At 35.6% G+C, this 18959-nt stretch carries 10 protein-coding genes; 9 read left to right on the top strand and 1 reads right to left on the bottom strand.

Translation table 11 applies throughout. The features are described 5' to 3' along the window. Window positions 1–15 precede the first annotated feature (15 nt). Entirely contained in the window at window positions 16–1758 is a 1743-nt protein-coding gene (locus tag ACFS3A_RS17945; RefSeq protein WP_379826944.1) for a RagB/SusD family nutrient uptake outer membrane protein, read from the top strand. A gap of 55 nt (window positions 1759–1813) precedes the next feature. Here ACFS3A_RS17945 and ACFS3A_RS17940 read toward each other — a convergent pair whose 3' ends face one another. Then, the gene (locus ACFS3A_RS17940) at window positions 1814–1993 is read right to left on the bottom strand and encodes a hypothetical protein (protein WP_379826943.1); all 180 of its coding nucleotides are present in this window, start codon (window positions 1991–1993) and stop codon (window positions 1814–1816) included. 24 nt (window positions 1994–2017) lie between these two features. Between ACFS3A_RS17940 and ACFS3A_RS17935 the strand changes: the two genes are divergently transcribed. The 8 genes from ACFS3A_RS17935 to ACFS3A_RS17900 all read left to right on the top strand — a co-directional run bounded on the left by ACFS3A_RS17935 (window position 2018) and on the right by ACFS3A_RS17900 (window position 18949). Beyond that, the gene (locus tag ACFS3A_RS17935; RefSeq protein ID WP_379826942.1) at window positions 2018–3811 is read left to right on the top strand and encodes an alkaline phosphatase; all 1794 of its coding nucleotides are present in this window, start codon (window positions 2018–2020) and stop codon (window positions 3809–3811) included. A 475-nt stretch (window positions 3812–4286) separates the two neighbouring features. Beyond that, window positions 4287–6461, top strand: a complete 2175-nt coding sequence (locus tag ACFS3A_RS17930; protein WP_379826941.1) for an alpha-N-acetylglucosaminidase — start codon at window positions 4287–4289, stop codon at window positions 6459–6461. A gap of 278 nt (window positions 6462–6739) precedes the next feature. Beyond that, entirely contained in the window at window positions 6740–9751 is a 3012-nt protein-coding gene (locus ACFS3A_RS17925; RefSeq protein ID WP_379826940.1) for a SusC/RagA family TonB-linked outer membrane protein, read from the top strand. A 19-nt stretch (window positions 9752–9770) separates the two neighbouring features. Next, a complete protein-coding gene (locus ACFS3A_RS17920) occupies window positions 9771–11384 on the top strand; it encodes a RagB/SusD family nutrient uptake outer membrane protein (RefSeq protein WP_379826939.1) in 1614 nt (537 codons plus the stop codon). A 292-nt stretch (window positions 11385–11676) separates the two neighbouring features. Further along, on the top strand, window positions 11677–13989 hold the full coding sequence (locus tag ACFS3A_RS17915) for a GH92 family glycosyl hydrolase (protein ID WP_379826937.1): 2313 nt from the start codon (window positions 11677–11679) through the stop codon (window positions 13987–13989). A gap of 80 nt (window positions 13990–14069) precedes the next feature. Beyond that, complete coding sequence (locus ACFS3A_RS17910; RefSeq protein ID WP_379826935.1) at window positions 14070–16373, top strand: GH92 family glycosyl hydrolase; 2304 nt, start codon at window positions 14070–14072, stop codon at window positions 16371–16373. Window positions 16374–16386: 13 nt separating this feature from the next. Beyond that, a complete protein-coding gene (locus tag ACFS3A_RS17905) occupies window positions 16387–16950 on the top strand; it encodes a hypothetical protein (protein ID WP_379826933.1) in 564 nt (187 codons plus the stop codon). Window positions 16951–17098: 148 nt separating this feature from the next. Then, a complete protein-coding gene (locus ACFS3A_RS17900) occupies window positions 17099–18949 on the top strand; it encodes a hypothetical protein (RefSeq protein WP_379826932.1) in 1851 nt (616 codons plus the stop codon). The last annotated feature ends 10 nt before the right edge of the window (window positions 18950–18959 follow it).

Here is an 18959-nt window from a genome sequence, read left to right as displayed (position 1 = left end):
CAAAAAAAATATAACATGAAAAATAAAATAATAATAGGAGCGCTGGCATTCAGTTTATTCTTTGCTTGGAGTTGTACAGACTTAGAAGAGAAAGTATTAGATGAATCCTTAAACGGAATTGGACAAGCAGAGGCGGTTGCCGGAGCAATCGCTCCAGCTTATGGACAGCTAAAAGCAACTTGGATTCACACCAACAATTTTGGTCTTCAGTTAATTGCTAGTGACGAAGGTATTTTACCTTACAGAGGAGGAACAGATTGGTATGACGGAGGTAAATATTTAGCAGTTCATGCCCATACAACAACACCAACAAATGACTTGGTTACCAGTACTTGGAATGAACTAACAATAAACCTTTCCAGAACATTAACAGCAATTGAAGTATTAACTCCTCTTGCAGAAGCTGGAAATACAGAAGCACAAGGGGCGCTTTATGAAATGAAAGCCTTAAGAGCTTATTTACACATGATGACCTTGGACAGCTGGGGACTTGTGTTTAAAAAAGAATCATCGACAATAAACTCTCAGATAATTCGCGGACAAGAAGCTGTTTCTTATATAGAAAGCGAATTGTTATCTGTAGCTGATGTGATTAATAAAGATAAAGGTCCAGGTAGAATGACGCAGGCTGCAGTTTGGGGACTTCTTTCCAGATTGTATTTGAACGCAGCAGTTTATCGTGATCCTTATGGAACACCATCATTTACAGCAGCAGATATGGATAATGTTATTAAATACACAAATAACATTATTAACTCAGGTAAATTCAGTTTTTCTCCTGAATACTTTGATTTGTTTGACGACAATAACAATTCAAACAAAGAAGTAATTTTTGCAATGGATCAGCGTGGAGTTTTAAGAGACGAAAATAACCGTTGGGCTTATTGGTCTATCCCGGGATCAATGTTTCCTAGACCTGAATATATTAATGCAGATGGTACAGACGGACCGGCAATTACTTCAGATTTTTATCAAACATGGGTGCAGGCTTACGGATCTGTAGATCCTGCAGAAGCTGATTCTAGATTTTATAAGAACAATGCAAAAGTGCCAGCTCATTTAAAAGATCTTACTGGATTTTCTCCTTTAAATGATGAAAACCATTACTACTGTGTAAAAGCGGAGGAGTTTGAAATTGATAGAGGAATTATGAGAGGTATTCCTTGGGCAGCCAGAAAAGATGCTAACGGAGCATTTTACAAATGTGACGGAGGATATAGAATTTACCCAGTAAAACAAATTAAAGGAAACGGACCTGACAAGAACGTAGGTTATGTTAATTTGACTGAGAAAGTTGATTTTACAAGAGAAGGAAGTATGCACTATTCTGGATACAGAGTATCTAAATATCAGTTTAGCCATACTTCTCCAGATGGAAACTACTTCAGTAGTGTAGATATGGTGCTTTTAAGATACGCTGAAATTTTTATGATGAGAGCCGAAGCTAAATTAAGAAAAGGAGATAGTGCAGGCGCTTTAGCTGATATGAATGCAGTTAGAACATCAAGGACAGCTCGTGCCCCAATTCCTGCTGCGCTTCCTGCAATCAATTTAGATATTTTGTACAGAGAATATGGTTTCGAATTTTACTGGGAAGGTTTAAGAAGAAACACTCAAATCCGTTTTAGCCATTTTGAAGATAAATGGACTGAAAAAACAGATACAGATGTAAACCATAGATTGTTTCCAATTCCTCAAAAAGCAATTGATGGAGCTTCTAATACGCCTGGATATTTAGTACAAAATAAAGGATACTAGTTTAAGTTTGTTTTTTTATACGTTGAATTTAAGACTGCCGATTTTCTATCGTACGCTATTGTAAAATAGGCAGTCTTTTTGTGTTAGTTGTTGAAAACAGGGTAGTTTTTGAACCTTTTAAGAAAACACCCTGTTTTTTTTTAATCCCAAATTTATTTTTAAGCATTTTTTTTTGGCTGATAATCTTAGCCAACAGCCCTTTTTTGCCCCACTGCCAACCTGCTATTTTGTTCATTCAAAATCCATCAATTTATTCCAAATGAAAACATCATTTTTATTCATCTGGCTATCCCTGTTTTTCTGGGGAGCAGGTGATCAGTTATATTCTCAGAATTCCGTTACAGTACATTCTCATAACGATTACAATCAGGCAATTCCTTTTTGGAACGCTTATGCAAATGGAGCTTCCTCTATAGAAGCCGATATTTTTTTGAAAGATAATATGTTATATGTTTCTCACGATCAAAAAGAAATTTCTGCATCAAGAACTTTAGAAGATTTGTATTTAAAACCGTTAGAAACGGCTCTAAAAATGAATTATAAAAAAGAGCACAAATTAGTTTTACTGATCGACATTAAAACAGAAGCCGAAGCTACTTTGAATAAGCTTATTGCTGTTCTGAAAAAATATGAAAGCATAACAAAAAACAAGGATATTAAAATCGTTATATCAGGAAATAGACCGGATGCAGAAACGTACAAAAAGTATCCTGATTTTATCTGGTTTGATTTTCAGGAAATAGACAAAACGATTTCAAAAGAAAATTGGGAAAAAGTGGCTATGATTAGTGTTGATTTCAAAAAATATTCGGTTTGGAATGGTTTAGGAAGGTTAACGCATGATGATAGTAATCGTGTAAGTTCAGTTATTACTAAAGGAAAAAACTTAAACAAACCGTTTCGTTTTTGGGGCTGTCCGGATACCAAAACCGCATGGAAAGCCTTTTTAGAACTAGGAGTTGATATCATTAATACCGATTCTCCTTATAATTGCGTTCAGTATCTGCAGTCTTTACCGAAGAGATTGGTTACAGCAACAAACTCTTCAAAAGTGTATGTTCCAACTTATAAAACAGATCAAAAAGAGACTCCTGTAAAAAATGTGATTCTTTTAATTGGAGACGGAAATGGTTTATCACAAATTTCTTCAGCTGTTTTGACTAATAATGGTGCTTTGTCGGTTACACAAATGAAAAGCATCGGATTTATAAAAACACAGTCGGCAGATGATTTCACCACCGATTCAGCTGCTGCGGGAACGGCATTGGCAACCGGTCAGAAAACAAACAACAGAGCCATTGGAACAGATAGTTTAAGAAAGTCTATTCCAAATATTTTAGAAGTATTGCAAAAGCGAAATTTCTCTACAGGAATTATTACAACAGATGAAGTTACAGGAGCAACTCCAGCTGCTTTTTACGCCCATACAGAAGAAAGATCAAACACAGAAATAATAGCGCAGGATTTATTAAAAAGCAAATTGAATTTGTTTGTTGGAGGTGGCGCTTCTACTTTTAAAAATATAGCATTGGCTCCTAAATTCAAATTATTGAATACGGTGCAGGAAATGCAGGCAGAGAATAATGATGCAGTAGGTGTTTTCATTTCGCAGCATAGAGTTCCGTCAGTTTTAGAAGGAAGAGGAGAAGTATTGGCCGATGCCGTAAAATACAGTTTGGAATTTTTAAACAAAAAGAACAAACCTTTCTTTCTAATGGTAGAAGGCGCACAGATCGACAGTTTTGGTCATGTGAATAATGCCGCAGGAATCGTAGCTGAAACCATAGATTTTGATACAGCCATTACTCAGGCTTTACTATTTGCAGATAAAAATGAAGGTACATTGGTTATCGTTACGGCTGATCATGAAACGTCTGGTTTTGCTATTCCACAGGGAAATGTAAAACAGCATAAAATTGAAGGTGATTTTATCACAATTGATCACACCGCTACAATGGTTCCTGTTTTTTCTTATGGACCGCATTCACAGGATTTTCAGGGAGTGTATGAAAACAATGAAGTTTTCAATAAAATACTTTCAGTATTAAAATAAGTTTCCCTTTAGCGAAAGCAATCCGGAAACTAACGATTTCAAAATCGAGTAACATTTTAAAGAACAGCCCCCATCTGTTCAAGCAGCCCGCCAGTTTTAATTAATGATGGCGGGCTGCTATTTTTATATACATTTCTTAAGAGTCCAAAAAGTTCGAAATACTTTAAATTCCCCTTTAAACGCATTAAATGACAGATTACTTGATCTGGTTAGTTTGTAAAAGACATTTGCAACAAAAGAATCTGTCTATATTTTTGATTGATTAATCCATCTTTGGAAGAAACAATATGTATAATTTTATTTTCGATTCAGGAATCAATTTCTTCATTCTGAATTTATAGAGTAAGATTGTTAATTATTAGTAATAAATTTTTGTTAGGTTTTTATTTGAGTTGGGAGATTAATAAATAATTTAATCTCCCTTGTTTTTGTTAGGCTAAAATGAATTAAGACAATTTAATAATAGGTTATTTATATGAAAAGTGAGAATTTTAAAATTGAAAAGTACGATTCCTTAAAAATGGCTGTAATGGTTTTTATGCTGCTGTTTTTGGGTTCTTTTAAAGCACATTGTCAAAGCAGCGAAAAAACAAAAAGTGCTTTGGGGGTAATAGAAAGACTAGTAGGAAATCGCGCCAATGAGTTTGAGTTAAGCATTGTCGAAAATCAAACCAATAACAAATCAGATTGGTTTGAAATTGAAACTGCTAATAATAAGGTAAAAATAAAAGCATCAAACAATACTGCAGTTTGTTATGCGGCATACAATTTTTTAAGAGATATCGGAGCCGTTTTAGTAAGCTGGGAAGGAAACAGAGTTAATCTGCCTAAAACCTGGCCGAAATATTCCAAAAAGGGAGATACGCCATTTGAATACAGAGAATATTTAAATGCCTGTACTTTCGGTTACACTACTCCGTGGTGGGACTGGAAACGCTGGGAACAGGAAATCGACTGGATGGCATTACACGGAATTAATCTTCCAACCGCAATGGAAGGTCAGGAAGCCGTGTGGCAGGAATTATGGAAAGAATATGGTTTAAGTAATTCTCAGTTAGAATCTCATTTTGCAGGACCGGCTTATTTGCCTTGGCAGCGTATGGGAAACATTAATAGTTTAGAAGGTCCGTTACCACAAGAATGGTTTGTTAAAAAAGAGGCACTTCAAAAGAAAATTTTAGAAAGAATGAGAGTTTTGGACATGCATCCTGTTGTACCGGCTTTTAGTGGTTATGTGCCAAAGGCTTTCGCCGAAAAACATCCGGAAGCCAAAATAACCGAATTAAAATCCTGGTCAGGTGGAGGTTTTGCAAGTACTTTTCTGTTAGATTCTAAAGATCCGTTATTCAAACAAATTGGAAAACGCTTTATTGAAATTTACACCAAAATGTACGGCAAATCTAATTTCTATTTAGCCGATTCTTTTAATGAAATTGAACCGCCCGTTACCGAACATAATAAATATGAAGAACTTTCTAATTATGGAAGCGCTGTTTACGAAACTATAAATGAAGCGGCTCCTGGTGCAACCTGGGTTATGCAGGGATGGCTTTTTGGCGACAACAAAGAATTCTGGACCAAAGAAGCGACAAGTGCATTTTTAAGTAAAGTTCCAAATGATAAAGTGATGGTTCAGGATTATGCCAACGATAGATATAAGGTATGGGACAATCAGGAAGCTTTTTATGGTAAACAATGGACGTATGGATATGTACATAATTATGGAGGATCAAATCCAGTTTATGGAGATCTGAATTTTTATAAAGATGAATTGACGAGTTTATTGAAAAATCCGCATAAAGGAAATGTTGTAGGTTATGGCGCAATGCCGGAAGGATTAAATAATAATTCTGTTGTTTACGAATACATCTATGATCTTCCGTGGACAAAAGGAGAACAGCCTGTAAACGATTGGCTGACTAAATATCTAAATGCAAGATATGGACAAGCACCATCAAAACCTGTTTTTCAGGCTTGGGAATTATTGTTGGAATCTGTTTATAATGTCAAATATTGGGAAACACGATGGTGGAACGATTGGGCTGGAGCTTATTTGTTGTTTAAACGACCTACGGTAACCATTACAGGTTTTAAAGGAAATCCAGGAGATAAAATCAAACTAAAAGAAGCTTTGGATATTTTAAGCAAAGAAGCAAAGAAGTACGATAAAAAGAATCTTATCCAATACGATTTAATTGATGTTTCAAGACATTACAATTCACTTTCTATTGATGAGGAATTGATGGAATGCGTAAAAGCATATCAGCAGAAAGACATTGTTAAAGGAGATCAATTGTTTAAACAGATTGAAAAACAAGTTCTAGAAACAGATAAGATGATGTCTGGACAGCCCTTAAATAATGTAGAGCAATGGGTAAAATCGGCTTCAGATTATGGAAGCACGCCTTCGGTTTCTAAATTGTATGCAAAAAATGCTAAAACCTTAATTACGCTTTGGGGAGGTGAAGGTCATTTGAATGATTACGCTTCTAGATCGTGGCAGGGAATGTACAAAGGATTCTATTGGCCAAGATGGAAAATGTTTTTAGAAGCTTTAAAAAATTCGGCCGTAAATAATACTCAATTTAACGAATCGAAAGAAAGAGAATCGATTAAAAATTGGGAAATAAAATGGACGGAGAATAATTAAATCAATACTTAATTAAGATTAATACGTATATAAAGAAAAAATTAACTAATTCTTGATAAACAAAACCTAAATAACAGCTAAAATATGAAATGAAATCTCCACGAAAACGATTTATTAGTAAGTATTTAATTATATAAAAATAGAAAAATAACTTCGCTAAGCCTTATTATCACTGACTTTATTGAAATTATCCATGTTTATGAATAACTTGTCCATTTGTTAACATTTCATTAGCACTAATTTCGTCAATACTATTTAACCAATTAACCAATATCACAATGGAAAAACTTAAACTTTTATTATTAGCCTTTTGCTTTGGCTTCTCAATGAATACATGGGCACAAAAAACAGAAGTGTCCGGTGTAGTTTTAGATGACAAAGGCGTTCCACTGCCAGCAGCCAATGTACTAGAGAAAGGTACAACGAATACAGCATCTACAGATTTTGATGGGAAATTTAAAATTTCGGCTTCAAACAAAAATGCAACACTTATATTTTCTTTTATGGGATTTGACGATCAGCCTGTAAAATTAGATGGAACAAAAACAACTTATTCAATTCGATTACAGCCAACCACTACAAGTTTAGAGCAGGTAGTTGTAGTAGGTTATGGAAAAGGAAACCGTAAAAACTTAACAACTTCTGTGACTTCGGTTAAGGCCGAAGATTTAAACAGAGGTGCCATCAGCGATGTAGGGCAGCTTTTACAAGGTAAAGTTTCTGGTTTAAATATTTCATCAAGTGGGGATCCTACAAAAACGGCTTCTGTAGTATTACGTGGAGCATCTACGTTAAATAGTTCTCAAGGACCATTTTATGTAATTGACGGTATTCCGGGAGTAGATATCTCTGTAATTGCTCCGGATGACATTGCTACAATTGACGTTTTAAAAGATGCGGCAGCAACAGCAATCTACGGTAACCGTGCAGCAAATGGGGTTATCATGGTAACTACAAAAAAAGGAAGTAAAGGAAGAACGCAGATTGCATACAACGGTTTTGTGGGTTGGGAAGAAGTTTCTAATAATCTGGACATGATGAATGCAGATCAGTTAAGAGCTTTTACTGTTAAAAACAATTTGAATTTTACTCCGGAAAATGATAAAGGCGCTAACACGAACTGGCAGAAAGAAATTTTAAGACCAGGACGTGCAGCATCAAGCAGTCATAACTTATCGATGAGTGGAGGAGGAGATCATGGAAACTATACAGCAAGTATTACTTCGTTCAATAAAGAAGGGGTAATGCAGAAAAGTGATTTCTCCCGTATCATTGCACGTTTATCTGTTGAGCAGTTTGCTTTTGATGATAAGGTTAAATTTGGTTTAAATGTTACGAACTCTACAACAAAATATCAAAATGTACCACAACGTAATACGGTACTTTTACAAGCGGCAAGCTACCTTCCGATTTCTCCGGTAAAAAATGCTGACGGAAGTTATTTTGAAAATTTTGTAAGTACAGGATATTTTAACCCGGTAGCTTTAATTCAGCATGGTACTGATGAAACAAAAACAGATAACCTTATTGGAAACTTAACAGCAGAAGTAAAATTACCGTTTGGAATCACTTATAATTTAAACTTAGCACATCAAAGACTTACTTCATCTCATGGAGAGTTTTATGACAGCTATTATTCACAATACAACAGTGCAAACTTCTACAACAATCCAGATCCACCTTTGACAAAAACTTTAGTAAATTTTGGTGTTAACGGTTCTGCATTGAGAAATTCTTATGAGACTAGAAACAATATTATTGAGAGTTTCTTTACTTGGGATAGAACATTTGGAGAGCATAAAATAAAAGCTGTTGCTGGTTACTCTTGGCAGGAAAATACATTAGGTGATGGATTTCAGGCAACAACAACAAACTTTCCTGTAGATAATGTTGGGTATAATAACCTTGCTTTAAGTAATTACACTTCGGTTAATGGTTATGTAGTAAATTTTGGAGATAGTAAAGCCTATCAAAAAACACGTTTGATAGCTTACTTTGCTCGTTTAAATTATAATTATAAAGACAAATATCTTTTACAAGGATCAATCAGACGAGATGGTGGTTCTATGTTTGGAGAAAATAACCAATGGGGATATTTCCCTTCTGTAGGTGGAGCTTGGAGAATAGACAAAGAAAGCTTCATGAAGAACCAAAACTTCTTTAGCGATTTGAAACTTCGCGGAAGCTGGGGGGTAACAGGTAACTCATCAGGATTTAATGCTTACACAGCACAATTTATTTCTGGAAGTTTAGGTACTTTTTATTACAACGGACAACAGATTGGAGCTTACGGACCAAACCAGGCAGCAAACCCTGATTTGAAATGGGAAAAAACAGCTACAGCAAATATTGGTCTTGATTTCTCAATCTTAAAAGGAAAAGTAACTGGATCTGTTGATGTTTACGACAAGAAAACAACAGACATGATTTTCAACTACAATGTGAATCCGGTATTGGTACCAGTAGGATCAATTGTAGCAAACGGAGGAACAATGTCTAACAAAGGTATTGAGGTAAGTTTAAGCACAACTCCGGTTAAAACAGCAGATTTCAGTTGGACAACTAACCTGAACCTGGCTCATAACAAGAATGAAATCGTGAAATTAACTAGTCCGTTCTTTGTTGGTGGAGATTCTATCCGTCGTGTACAGCCAGACGGAGGCGGACAAACCGGAAGTACTTTACAGATTTTTAAAGAAGGAAAACCATTGGGACAATTCTTTACACTTAAATACGCAGGGAAAAATGCTAATGGAGTTTCTCAGTATTATGACAAAAACGGTGATTTGACTACTACACCTCAAATTGGAGTAGATTATCACTACGCAGGAAGCGCACAGCCAAAATTATTAGTGGGATGGGCAAATAATTTTCAATACAAAAAATTTGATTTAAGTATTTTCTTTAGAGGAGTTTTTGGAAACAAAATTTTCAATGCAACACGTGCCGATTTATTCAGACCAAGTACTGCAATGACAACTAATATCCTGGTCGATGCTGGGAACGAATCTCCAAACGACCTTAATGCTTACAGATATTCAGATCGTTTTATCGAAGACGGTAGTTATGTAAGATTAGATAACATGACTTTAGGCTATAATTTCGGTAAAGTTGGAAGGTATATCAGCAGTGTACGCATTTATCAAACGATAAATAATGTATTTGTTATTACTAAGTACAAAGGAATTGATCCGGAAGTTGAACAAGGAGGAACCGCTCCAGGTGTAGATTCAAATAATTTCTATCCAAAAACCAGAACGTATTTGTTTGGTTTAAATGTGATCTTCTAAAAACTAAATGCTAAAAATTATGAAAAAGATATTAAAATATTTAGGACTTCCAGTATTGATGGCTGGTTTAGTATGGTCTTGCGATGACCTTGATGTGCCTATTACAACGCAGTTAACACCTGAAGTATTTCCACAAAATTCAACACAATATATTCAGACAACAGGACCAGTTTATGCAGCTTTCCGTGGTGAGTTTTCATTTGCCTGGTGGTGGTCTCAGTCTTTAACTACAGACGAAGCAATTCTTCCTGCAAGAGGAGGAAACTGGTTTGACAACAGAAACTATATTGCCATGCATTTTCACGATTGGAATGCTGACAACGGAATTATCGGAAGTCTTTGGGACTGGTCATCTAAAGTGATCGGAACAAGCAATCAGGCAATTTCTATCTTAAGACAGACAATGCCAGAAGGAGCAGAAAAAAAGACGTTGATTTCTGAACTAAAAACGATGCGCGCCATTTCTTATTTTATGTTAATGGATGGGTATGGAGCTGTACCATTAGATACGTTATACGGAGATTTTACTTCTCATGCCAAAACACCAAGAGCAGAAGTTTTTAATTTTATTGAAAAAGAATTAAAAAGCGCTATCCCAAATTTAAATCCGGCATCAGGAGTTGCTACTTACGGAAGACCAAATAAACAGACTGCTAATGCAATGTTAGCGAAGTTGTATTTGAATGCAAATATTTATACTGGAACAGCACGTTATGCAGAGTGTATTGCAGCTTGCGATGAGGTAATTAATTCGGGTTTGTATGCAGTTGAGCCAAGAGCATCGTATCTGCAAATGTTTTATCCAACCAATGGACCAACAATGAAAGAATTCATTTTTGCAGTTCCTTACGATCCTGCAGCAGTAACAGTTGGTTTTAACGGACAAATGTATCACGCACGTTATGATGTGCCTCGTTCTGAAAGAACTAAGTTCGGATTGTCTTACACACCAAGTGCGCCAAGAAGTACGCTGCCGGAATTCTATGCTTATTTTAATGATGCAAACGATATTCGTAACAGACAATGGCTTACAGGACTTCAGTTTATGAATGATGGTGTTACTCCAGTAACGGTTACAACAACGAAAAAAGGATACGATCAGTTCTATACAGGAGCAGATGGAGGTGCAGCTTATACTTATCAGGTAAATCTAACGCCAGACATTATCCCTCGTCAAAGTGTTCCTTTATTTGATCTTGGAAACGATGAAATCGCCTGGAACATGGGATACAGAAATATCAAATTCTATCCGGATGCAACTTCAACAAACCGTAACCAAAAGAATGATGTTCCTTTCTTACGTTATTCAGATGTGCTTTTAATGAAAGCAGAGTCAATCTTACGTGGCGGAGCAGTAACTTTAGGACAGAGTGCAGATGCATTAGTAAATATGGTTCGTTCTAATCGTACCACATCTGCAGCTTTAAGCGGTGTTACATTGGAAGATCTTTACAGAGAAAGAAGCCGTGAATTTGCTTGGGAAGCTTGGCATAGAAACGATATGATCCGTTTTGGAAAATATGAAGGATCTTGGGGATACAAAACCAATACAGACACTTACCGTCGTGTATTCCCAATCCCAACAAATGCAATGGTTTTAAATCCAGCTCTGACTCAGAATGATGGATATTAAGAATAAAAGTTTAGTTAAGTACGCATTGTAATTCAATTTTAATTGTGAAAGGAGAAGAGCGTAAAAATTCTTCTCCTTTTTTACTAAAAGAAAACTGGTCTTTTTTGGTTGCTCATGATAGCCAGTTTAGTTTCATTTTCATTTTTTGAATGAATACAAAGCTTAATCGAATGTAATTCCTGAGACCCCGACGAAAGATTAAGCTTTGTAAACATTCTTTTCACTTCAGCGTAATAAGCCAGTACAAAGAATCCTCTACAAACCAATAGTGCCTCATCAATAAACAGAATAAATGGAACTAAATCAAATCAATAAAATAGGACGTATCGCAATAAGTCTAACCCTTATTTTTTTAGTGTCGTGCAACGCTCAGAAAACGGTTTCTTTAAAGAAGAAACAATTATCAGACATGGTTTATCCGTTGTTGGACACCGAAAATTCAAGATGGTTTTTCTTTTCATCAGCGAGTCGCCCTTTTGGAATGGTTAATTTAAATCCGGATACTGAAATCAATGGCGATTGGGGAGGCGGTTATAAATATACGACAGATACAGTAAAAGGTTTCAGCCACGTTCACGAATGGCAGATGTCGGGAGTTTCCGTAATGCCCGTGACTATTTCGGAAGAAAATAAAAAAACTATTTTCAAAGATTTTTATTCTAAATTCAGCCATCAGACCGAAATCATAACACCTGGATATCATTCGCTAAAATTAGATAGATATCAAATCAAAACAGAATTAACCAGCACACCAAGAGTTGGTTTTCATAAATATACTTTTCCTGTAAAAGCACAAAAAGCAGTTCTTTTTAATTTGAATACTGTTTTAGGCCCTTGCGATAATATCAACGGAACATTGGAAAAAAATAATGATTTTGAACTATCCGGATCTTTGGTTTTAAGTACCAATTTCAGACGTCCAAAACCATTAAAGGTATTTTTTAAAGTGAAAACAAATGAGCCAGTTTCTTCTGTTGAAAGAGATAATGCAACGGGAAATTATTTGATTCATTTTGGTAAAACCAAAGAACAAGTGTTAATGAAAGTCGGTATTTCTTATACTTCAATTGAAAATGCCGATACTAATATTCAGACCGAATTAACCCATTGGGATTTTAATAAAACAGTTGAAGATTCCAGAAAAGTATGGAGCAGTTTATTAGGAAGAATAAAAGTAGAAGGCGGAACTGAAACCGACCAAAGAAGATTTTACACTGATTTATGGCATGCCCTGCAAGGGAGAAAAATGGTTAGTGATGCAAATGGAGCCTATCCTGATAATACAGGGGACAAATTCAGGGTGGGACATTTGCCGTTAAATACAGACGGAAAACCAAAATTTAATCACTACAATTCAGATGCTTTTTGGGGAGCACAATGGACTATCAATAATCTTTGGGGACTGGTATATCCGGAGATTATGGAAGAATTTGTGTATTCATTAATGCAGTATTACAAAGACGGCGGCATAATTCCGCGTGGGCCTTCAGGAGGAAATGATACGTATGTTATGACGGGAGCTTCGGCAACGCCTTTTATTGTCAGCGCCATTCAAAAAGGAATTGTAAAAGAAAATTTAGAGGAAATTTACATTGCACTCAAAAAGAATCATATGCCGGGCGGAATTATGGAAAAAGCCGGATATGAGCATAACACCAATATTGGAGGAGGCTTAAAATATTATTTAGAAAAAGGATATGTACCGTATCCGCTTCCAGATGGAAATTTCGGAAGCCACGAAGACGGTGCGAGCCAGACTCTAGAATATGCGTATCAGGATTGGACTTTGGCACAATTGGCTAAAAAGTTGAATCATGAAGATGATTATCAATATTTCATGAAAAGAGCCGAAAACTATAAAAATGTTTTTGATGCTAAAATAGGATGGATGCGTCCCAAAAATGTGGATGGAAAATGGCGTGAAAATTACGATCCGTATCAATATGAAAACGGATTTATAGAATCCAACGGCGCACAATCAACTTGGTTTGTTCCGCATGATATTTTAGGTTTGGCTGATTTAATGGGCGGAAAAGAAAAAGCAGTAGAAAAATTGACTGCTCAATTTGAAGCAGCTAAAAAACTAAAGTATACCTCTGGTACATCACACGACGCAGAGTTGCACCCAGAATTCAGTCGAATTCCAGTAAATTTTGGAAATCAGCCTTCTATGCAGACTTCTAATATTTTTACCATTTTAGGAAGACCTGATTTAACACAATACTGGACAAGAAACGTTGTAAAAGAAACCTTCAGCGGATTATCGCCATCAACAGGTTATAACGGGGATGAAGATCAAGGATTAATGGGAAGTCTGAATGTCTTATTGAAATTAGGTTTATTTCAAATAAACGGAGGAACAGACAAAGATGCCGTTTACGAAATTGGAAGTCCGATATTTAATAAAATCACGATAACATTAAACCCTAAATATTATTCAGGCAAAACATTCGTGATTAATGCTCAGAACAACAGTCCTGAAAATGTGTATATCAAAGAGATCAAATATAATACTAATACGGTGAAAGATTTTACACTTTCGCATCAGGAGATTACCAATGGAGGCGAATTGATTTTACAAATGTCAGATCAGCAAAAACATTAATATAACGTTGGGTTAAAGCCCTATTAACGTAAAGGAAAATAGAATTATAGTTATTTGAGAAATATTAAAAATAATTATACATGCCAACAAAAAACAAAGAAGTAACCACAATGAAAATATCATCCAAGTTTATCTTTTTTTTAGGAATTTCATTTCTTACTATTACAGGTAGCGCACAGCAAAAAGTTCATCAATACGTTGACCCAATGATCGGTTCCGAGGGAGTGGGCAGGGTTTTTATTGGCCCTTCCTGTCCTTACGGAATGGTAAAACCAAGTCCAGACTGTACTTCGAGTCCAAACAGTGGATGGCTTCCAATGCCTAAAGAAGTCACAGGATTCAGTCAGGTACACGTGAGCGGAACGGGAGGTGGCCCAAAATATGGAAATATTCAGATTATGCCATTTTCTGGTGCTTTGAACAAAATTGATCAGACTTCTTTTAGAACAGAAGAAAATGTAAAGCTGGGGTATTATGAAACCGTTTTCAAAGAGAACAACATTAAAACCGAAATTACAACTGGGGAAAAAGTTTCATTTTATAGAATTACTTATCCAAAAGATAAATCAAAAGAATTAAAGATTGACCCAGGATTTTTCCTTGGAGAAGAAAAAATTCCTGATGCCAGAGAAGCCCAGCAGTTTGTAGGTTCTCAAATCGAAATTGTTTCAGACACAGAAGTAAGAGGTTACAGCCGAATTCGAGGAGGATGGAATAACGGAAGAGCTTATACGGTTTATTTCTGGGCCGTTTTCGATCAGCCAATTGCTAAATATGTCACTTTTAAAGACGGTAAATTTTACAACAATCAAAAAGCACAGTTTGATTCAGGAAAGAAAACAGGAGCTTTGCTTTCTTTCGGAAATTCAGGAAAAGAAGAATTGAATGTCAAAATCGGAATTTCATTTTTAAGTGAATTAAAAGCGAAAAATAATATAGAAATTGAAATCCCGCATTGGAATTTCAATACCGTTTTGGCCACTTTAGAAAATAAATGGGAAGATTTATTAAGCCGAATCAAATTATCGGATGATACTTCTGTAGAATACAGAAAAATGTTCTACACGGGTTTGTACCACACGATGATTATGCCAGTTGACAGAACAGGAGAAAATCCGTTATGGACGAATGACGAACCGTATTATGATGATTTTTATACGATTTGGGATACCTTCAGAACTTCAAGTCCGTTAATTACTTTAATAGATTCTAAACGTAAAGTAGATATTATCAACGCAATGCTGAATATTTACAAACGCGAAGGCTATATGCCCGAAGGAAGAAGCGGAAATGATAACGGAAGAACTCAGGGCGGTTCTAACGCTGAGGTTGTAATTGCAGATGCTTTTGTAAAAAACTTAAAAGGAATTGATTATGAATTGGCTTTGCAGGCAATGATCAAAGACGCAACAGTACCGCCGGGAGGAAATGAAGAAAGAGAAGGGCGTGGCGGACTTTTAGATTATCTGAAATTAGGTTACGTTCCCTACGGCACAGACCGAGCAGGAAACCGAACAATAGATTATTCATACAACGATTATAACATTGCCACAGTAGCCAAAGGTTTAGGCAAAAAGGACTTGTACAATCAATACATGAAACAAGCCGAAAGCTGGCAGAATTTATGGCGTGCAGATTATGAAAATAACGGTGCAAAAGGATTCATCATGCCAAAAGACAAAGACGGAAACTGGCTGGATGATGTCGTTTTCGGAGAATCTAAAATCCAGAAACCAACTTTTAAATATACGCCTGTCATTATCGAATCTCCTTGGTATGTCTGCCATTGGTGTGTGTTTTTCTACGAAGGAACTTCTTGGGAATATTCATTTAGTTTGCCACACGATATTCCGGAATTGGTAAAAAAAGCAGGTGGAGAAAAAGCTTTCGAAACTCGATTGGACATTTTCTTTGATAATAATTTATTCAATGTTGCTAACGAACCTTCATTCCTAACGCCTTGTTTGTATCACTGGATTGGAAAACCCTATTTGAGCAGTGACAGAATCAGAACGATTATCAAGGATAATTTCAATACGTCAAGAGAAGGACTTCCGGGTAACGACGATTCAGGAGCGATGTCTTCGTGGCTGGCTTTCCACATGATGGGATTATATCCAAATGCCGGACAGCCTTATTATTTGATTAATACGCCTTTGATAAAAGAAACGGTTATGAAATTAGAAAACGGTAAAAGTTTTAAAATCACTACTAAAAAAATGAGTGATAAAAACAAATACATTAAAACCGCTTTCTTAAACGGAAAACCATACAACAAAGCATGGATTTTACATGAGGATATTAATAACGGAGGAGAATTAATTTTAGAAATGGATTCGAAACCTTCAGCTTGGGGAACAACAATTTTACCACCTGCAAAATAAAATGATGAACAAGATGAAAAATATATTTTTAATGATTCTTTTCTGCATTGTTTATCAGAAAGGAACAGCCCAGAATTACATTCCAACATTAAAAAACAATACCCAATTGCATTATGTCTGTAAGCTTCATGGGCAAACGAGAACTTTACAGCTTACGGCTGAAACTTCCAACAATGCATTGGCTTTTAAACTGGAAACCAGAGGAGTAAAAAGTAAAATAGTAATGCTTCCTGAAGCCGTAAAAAACGGAACTGAATTAAGTTTCAATCAGGGAGAATATGCACCGGTTCTGAACTTAAAACCAACCGAAACGTTTTTTATGATTTCACAGTCGGCTTATCAGGATTTGGTTAAAAAAGGTTCATTTGTTTACAATAACACGACTTATGTTTTGGATAAAAGTGATGATAAAAATGAAATTTCTATTGATGGAAAAGCAGTTGATGCATTACATGTAAAAGCACAGATAGATGAAACCGAAATGTGGATTATCAAAAATCCAGAGTTTCCTTTAATCTGTAAAGTAATTAAGAACCCGTTAGGAATTAATCCAACACTAGTAAAAGTAGTGGATTAATAAAACTGGGAGATTTTTTTAAACACATAGAGACATAGATTTCAATGCTTGTTAAAGGCGTTTCACTTACATAAATGCACATAGTCTATGTGTTAGAAACCTAGTTTTTTTTGTCTTCTTTTTAGGTAATCAAAATCTATGTCTCTATGTGTTTAAAACAATTGAAGTAAAAGCTGTTTTTTCATTAATTAAAGAAAGTATTATGAAACATTCTATGAGCCGTGGCGAATTTATCAGATTGAGCAGTTTATCATTAGGAGGTGTTTTAATGAGTAATACTCTTTTTGCAAATGATTTTTTTGCAAATGGGACAGCCTCAAAAGAAGATCTTCAATTAATGAAAAAACTAGTTCAGAACAATGATGCCAAAGTCAAAAGTTTACTGAACCAGCCATCACAAGTTCCGTCCATTAGAATAAATAATTTTCGAGGCATTGTAAATACCATAACTGTAATGTCAGCTTCATTATGCAATTCGGGATCGGAATATTACAAGTCGCCTCTTTTAGTTGAAAAGATGAATGAAGCGATAGCTATTTTGTTAAAATACCAATATAGCGACGGAACTTTAGATGCAGGCGGAAATAGACAATCTCCGCCAGACACCGCTTTTATTTTAGAATATATTTGTCCCGCCGCAGTACTATTGAAAAGAAATAAACAGAAAGATCTGGCAATAGTTCGTGAAAAAGTAAAACAATTTATTTTAAACGCAGGCGAAGCGATGATAACTGGAGGTGTTCATACACCAAACCATAGATGGGTTATTTGTGCCGCTTTAGCAAATATTAATGCGCTTTATCCAGATACCAGATATGTGAACCGAATTGATGAATGGCTGGCAGAAGGAATTTATCTCAACGAAGACGGGCATTATTCAGAACGAAGTGGTATTTATTCGGCAGTAATTGATAAAGCTTTAATTACGATGGCAAGATTGCTGAAAAGACCGCAATTGCTGGAAATCGTAAATAAAAACCTCATTACTTATTTTTATTATACAGAAAAAAACGGCGATCTGGTTACAGTCGATTCCAAAAGACAGGATCAGTTTATGGCTTTGAAAGTGACGAAATTTTACTGGCAATATCGATATATGGCTATTCGTACTCAAAATCCGATGTTTGTTTATATGGTAAATACGATTGAAAAACTTCCTGAGTTTACAAGCGATATCTTATCCGATTCGTTAGCTTTTTTTATGGAAAATGAAGACCTTCAAAAGCAAGTTCCAGCTGAAAGCAATGTTCCAAATGATTTCGAAAAGTTTTTTGTTCTTTCTAATTTGGCTAGAATCAGAAGAGAAAAAACGTCTATTACTTTATTTGGAGGAAATGATCAGCCGGTTCAAATCGTATCAGGAAGATCATCAAATCCTAATTTTTTAATGTACAGAAAAGGAGAGGCTATTTTAAAATACATGCGTCTTTCCACTTCGTTTTTTAGAATGGGTTATTTCAGCAGTGACGGAATCGTAAAAGAAGGAAATAAATATATTTTGACCGAAACCAAAGAAGCAGATTATTATCAGCCTCTTACCCCTGAATATCGAAAACCCGATGGAGATTATAAATTATCAGAATCATTGGATGGAAGATTTTGGAACAAAATGGATTTTGATTCGAGAACAAAAAGCAATGTTAAAAAACAAATTACCGTAATTGAAATTACAGAGAATAACGGAGCATTAAGTTTGGATTTTAAAGTAGATGGTCCGCCAAATGTCGAGGTAACAGTCGAAATGTGTTTCAACGAAAAAAGTACTGTAAATGGAGCAACGGCTGATGAAAAGAAGAATTATTTTCTTAAAAACGGTTATGGAGAAGTTTCTATGGCAGGAGATACCATAAAATTTGGGCCAGGAAAATGTGAACATTTAAATGTCGAAAACCTTGAAAGCGAAGAATACACTTATCATCAGGGAAGTTTGCGTACCAATGGAGAGCATGTTTACATAACTGGATTCACGCCTTTTCGTCATCAAATGACAATATTTTAGGATTAGATTG

Source organism: Flavobacterium notoginsengisoli, from assembly GCF_042686225.1.
In the GTDB taxonomy this organism is placed as follows: Bacteria; Bacteroidota; Bacteroidia; order Flavobacteriales; family Flavobacteriaceae; genus Flavobacterium; species Flavobacterium notoginsengisoli.
This window is presented reverse-complemented; position numbering and strand designations above follow the sequence as displayed.

Coding starts and splice junctions, on each gene's coding strand:
- ACFS3A_RS17945 (WP_379826944.1), top strand. CDS start 16: ATGAAAAATAAAATAATAATAGGAGCGCTGGCATTCAGTTTATTCTTT.
- ACFS3A_RS17940 (WP_379826943.1), bottom strand. CDS start 1,993: ATGAACAAAATAGCAGGTTGGCAGTGGGGCAAAAAAGGGCTGTTGGCT.
- ACFS3A_RS17935 (WP_379826942.1), top strand. CDS start 2,018: ATGAAAACATCATTTTTATTCATCTGGCTATCCCTGTTTTTCTGGGGA.
- ACFS3A_RS17930 (WP_379826941.1), top strand. CDS start 4,287: ATGAAAAGTGAGAATTTTAAAATTGAAAAGTACGATTCCTTAAAAATG.
- ACFS3A_RS17925 (WP_379826940.1), top strand. CDS start 6,740: ATGGAAAAACTTAAACTTTTATTATTAGCCTTTTGCTTTGGCTTCTCA.
- ACFS3A_RS17920 (WP_379826939.1), top strand. CDS start 9,771: ATGAAAAAGATATTAAAATATTTAGGACTTCCAGTATTGATGGCTGGT.
- ACFS3A_RS17915 (WP_379826937.1), top strand. CDS start 11,677: ATGGAACTAAATCAAATCAATAAAATAGGACGTATCGCAATAAGTCTA.
- ACFS3A_RS17910 (WP_379826935.1), top strand. CDS start 14,070: ATGCCAACAAAAAACAAAGAAGTAACCACAATGAAAATATCATCCAAG.
- ACFS3A_RS17905 (WP_379826933.1), top strand. CDS start 16,387: ATGAAAAATATATTTTTAATGATTCTTTTCTGCATTGTTTATCAGAAA.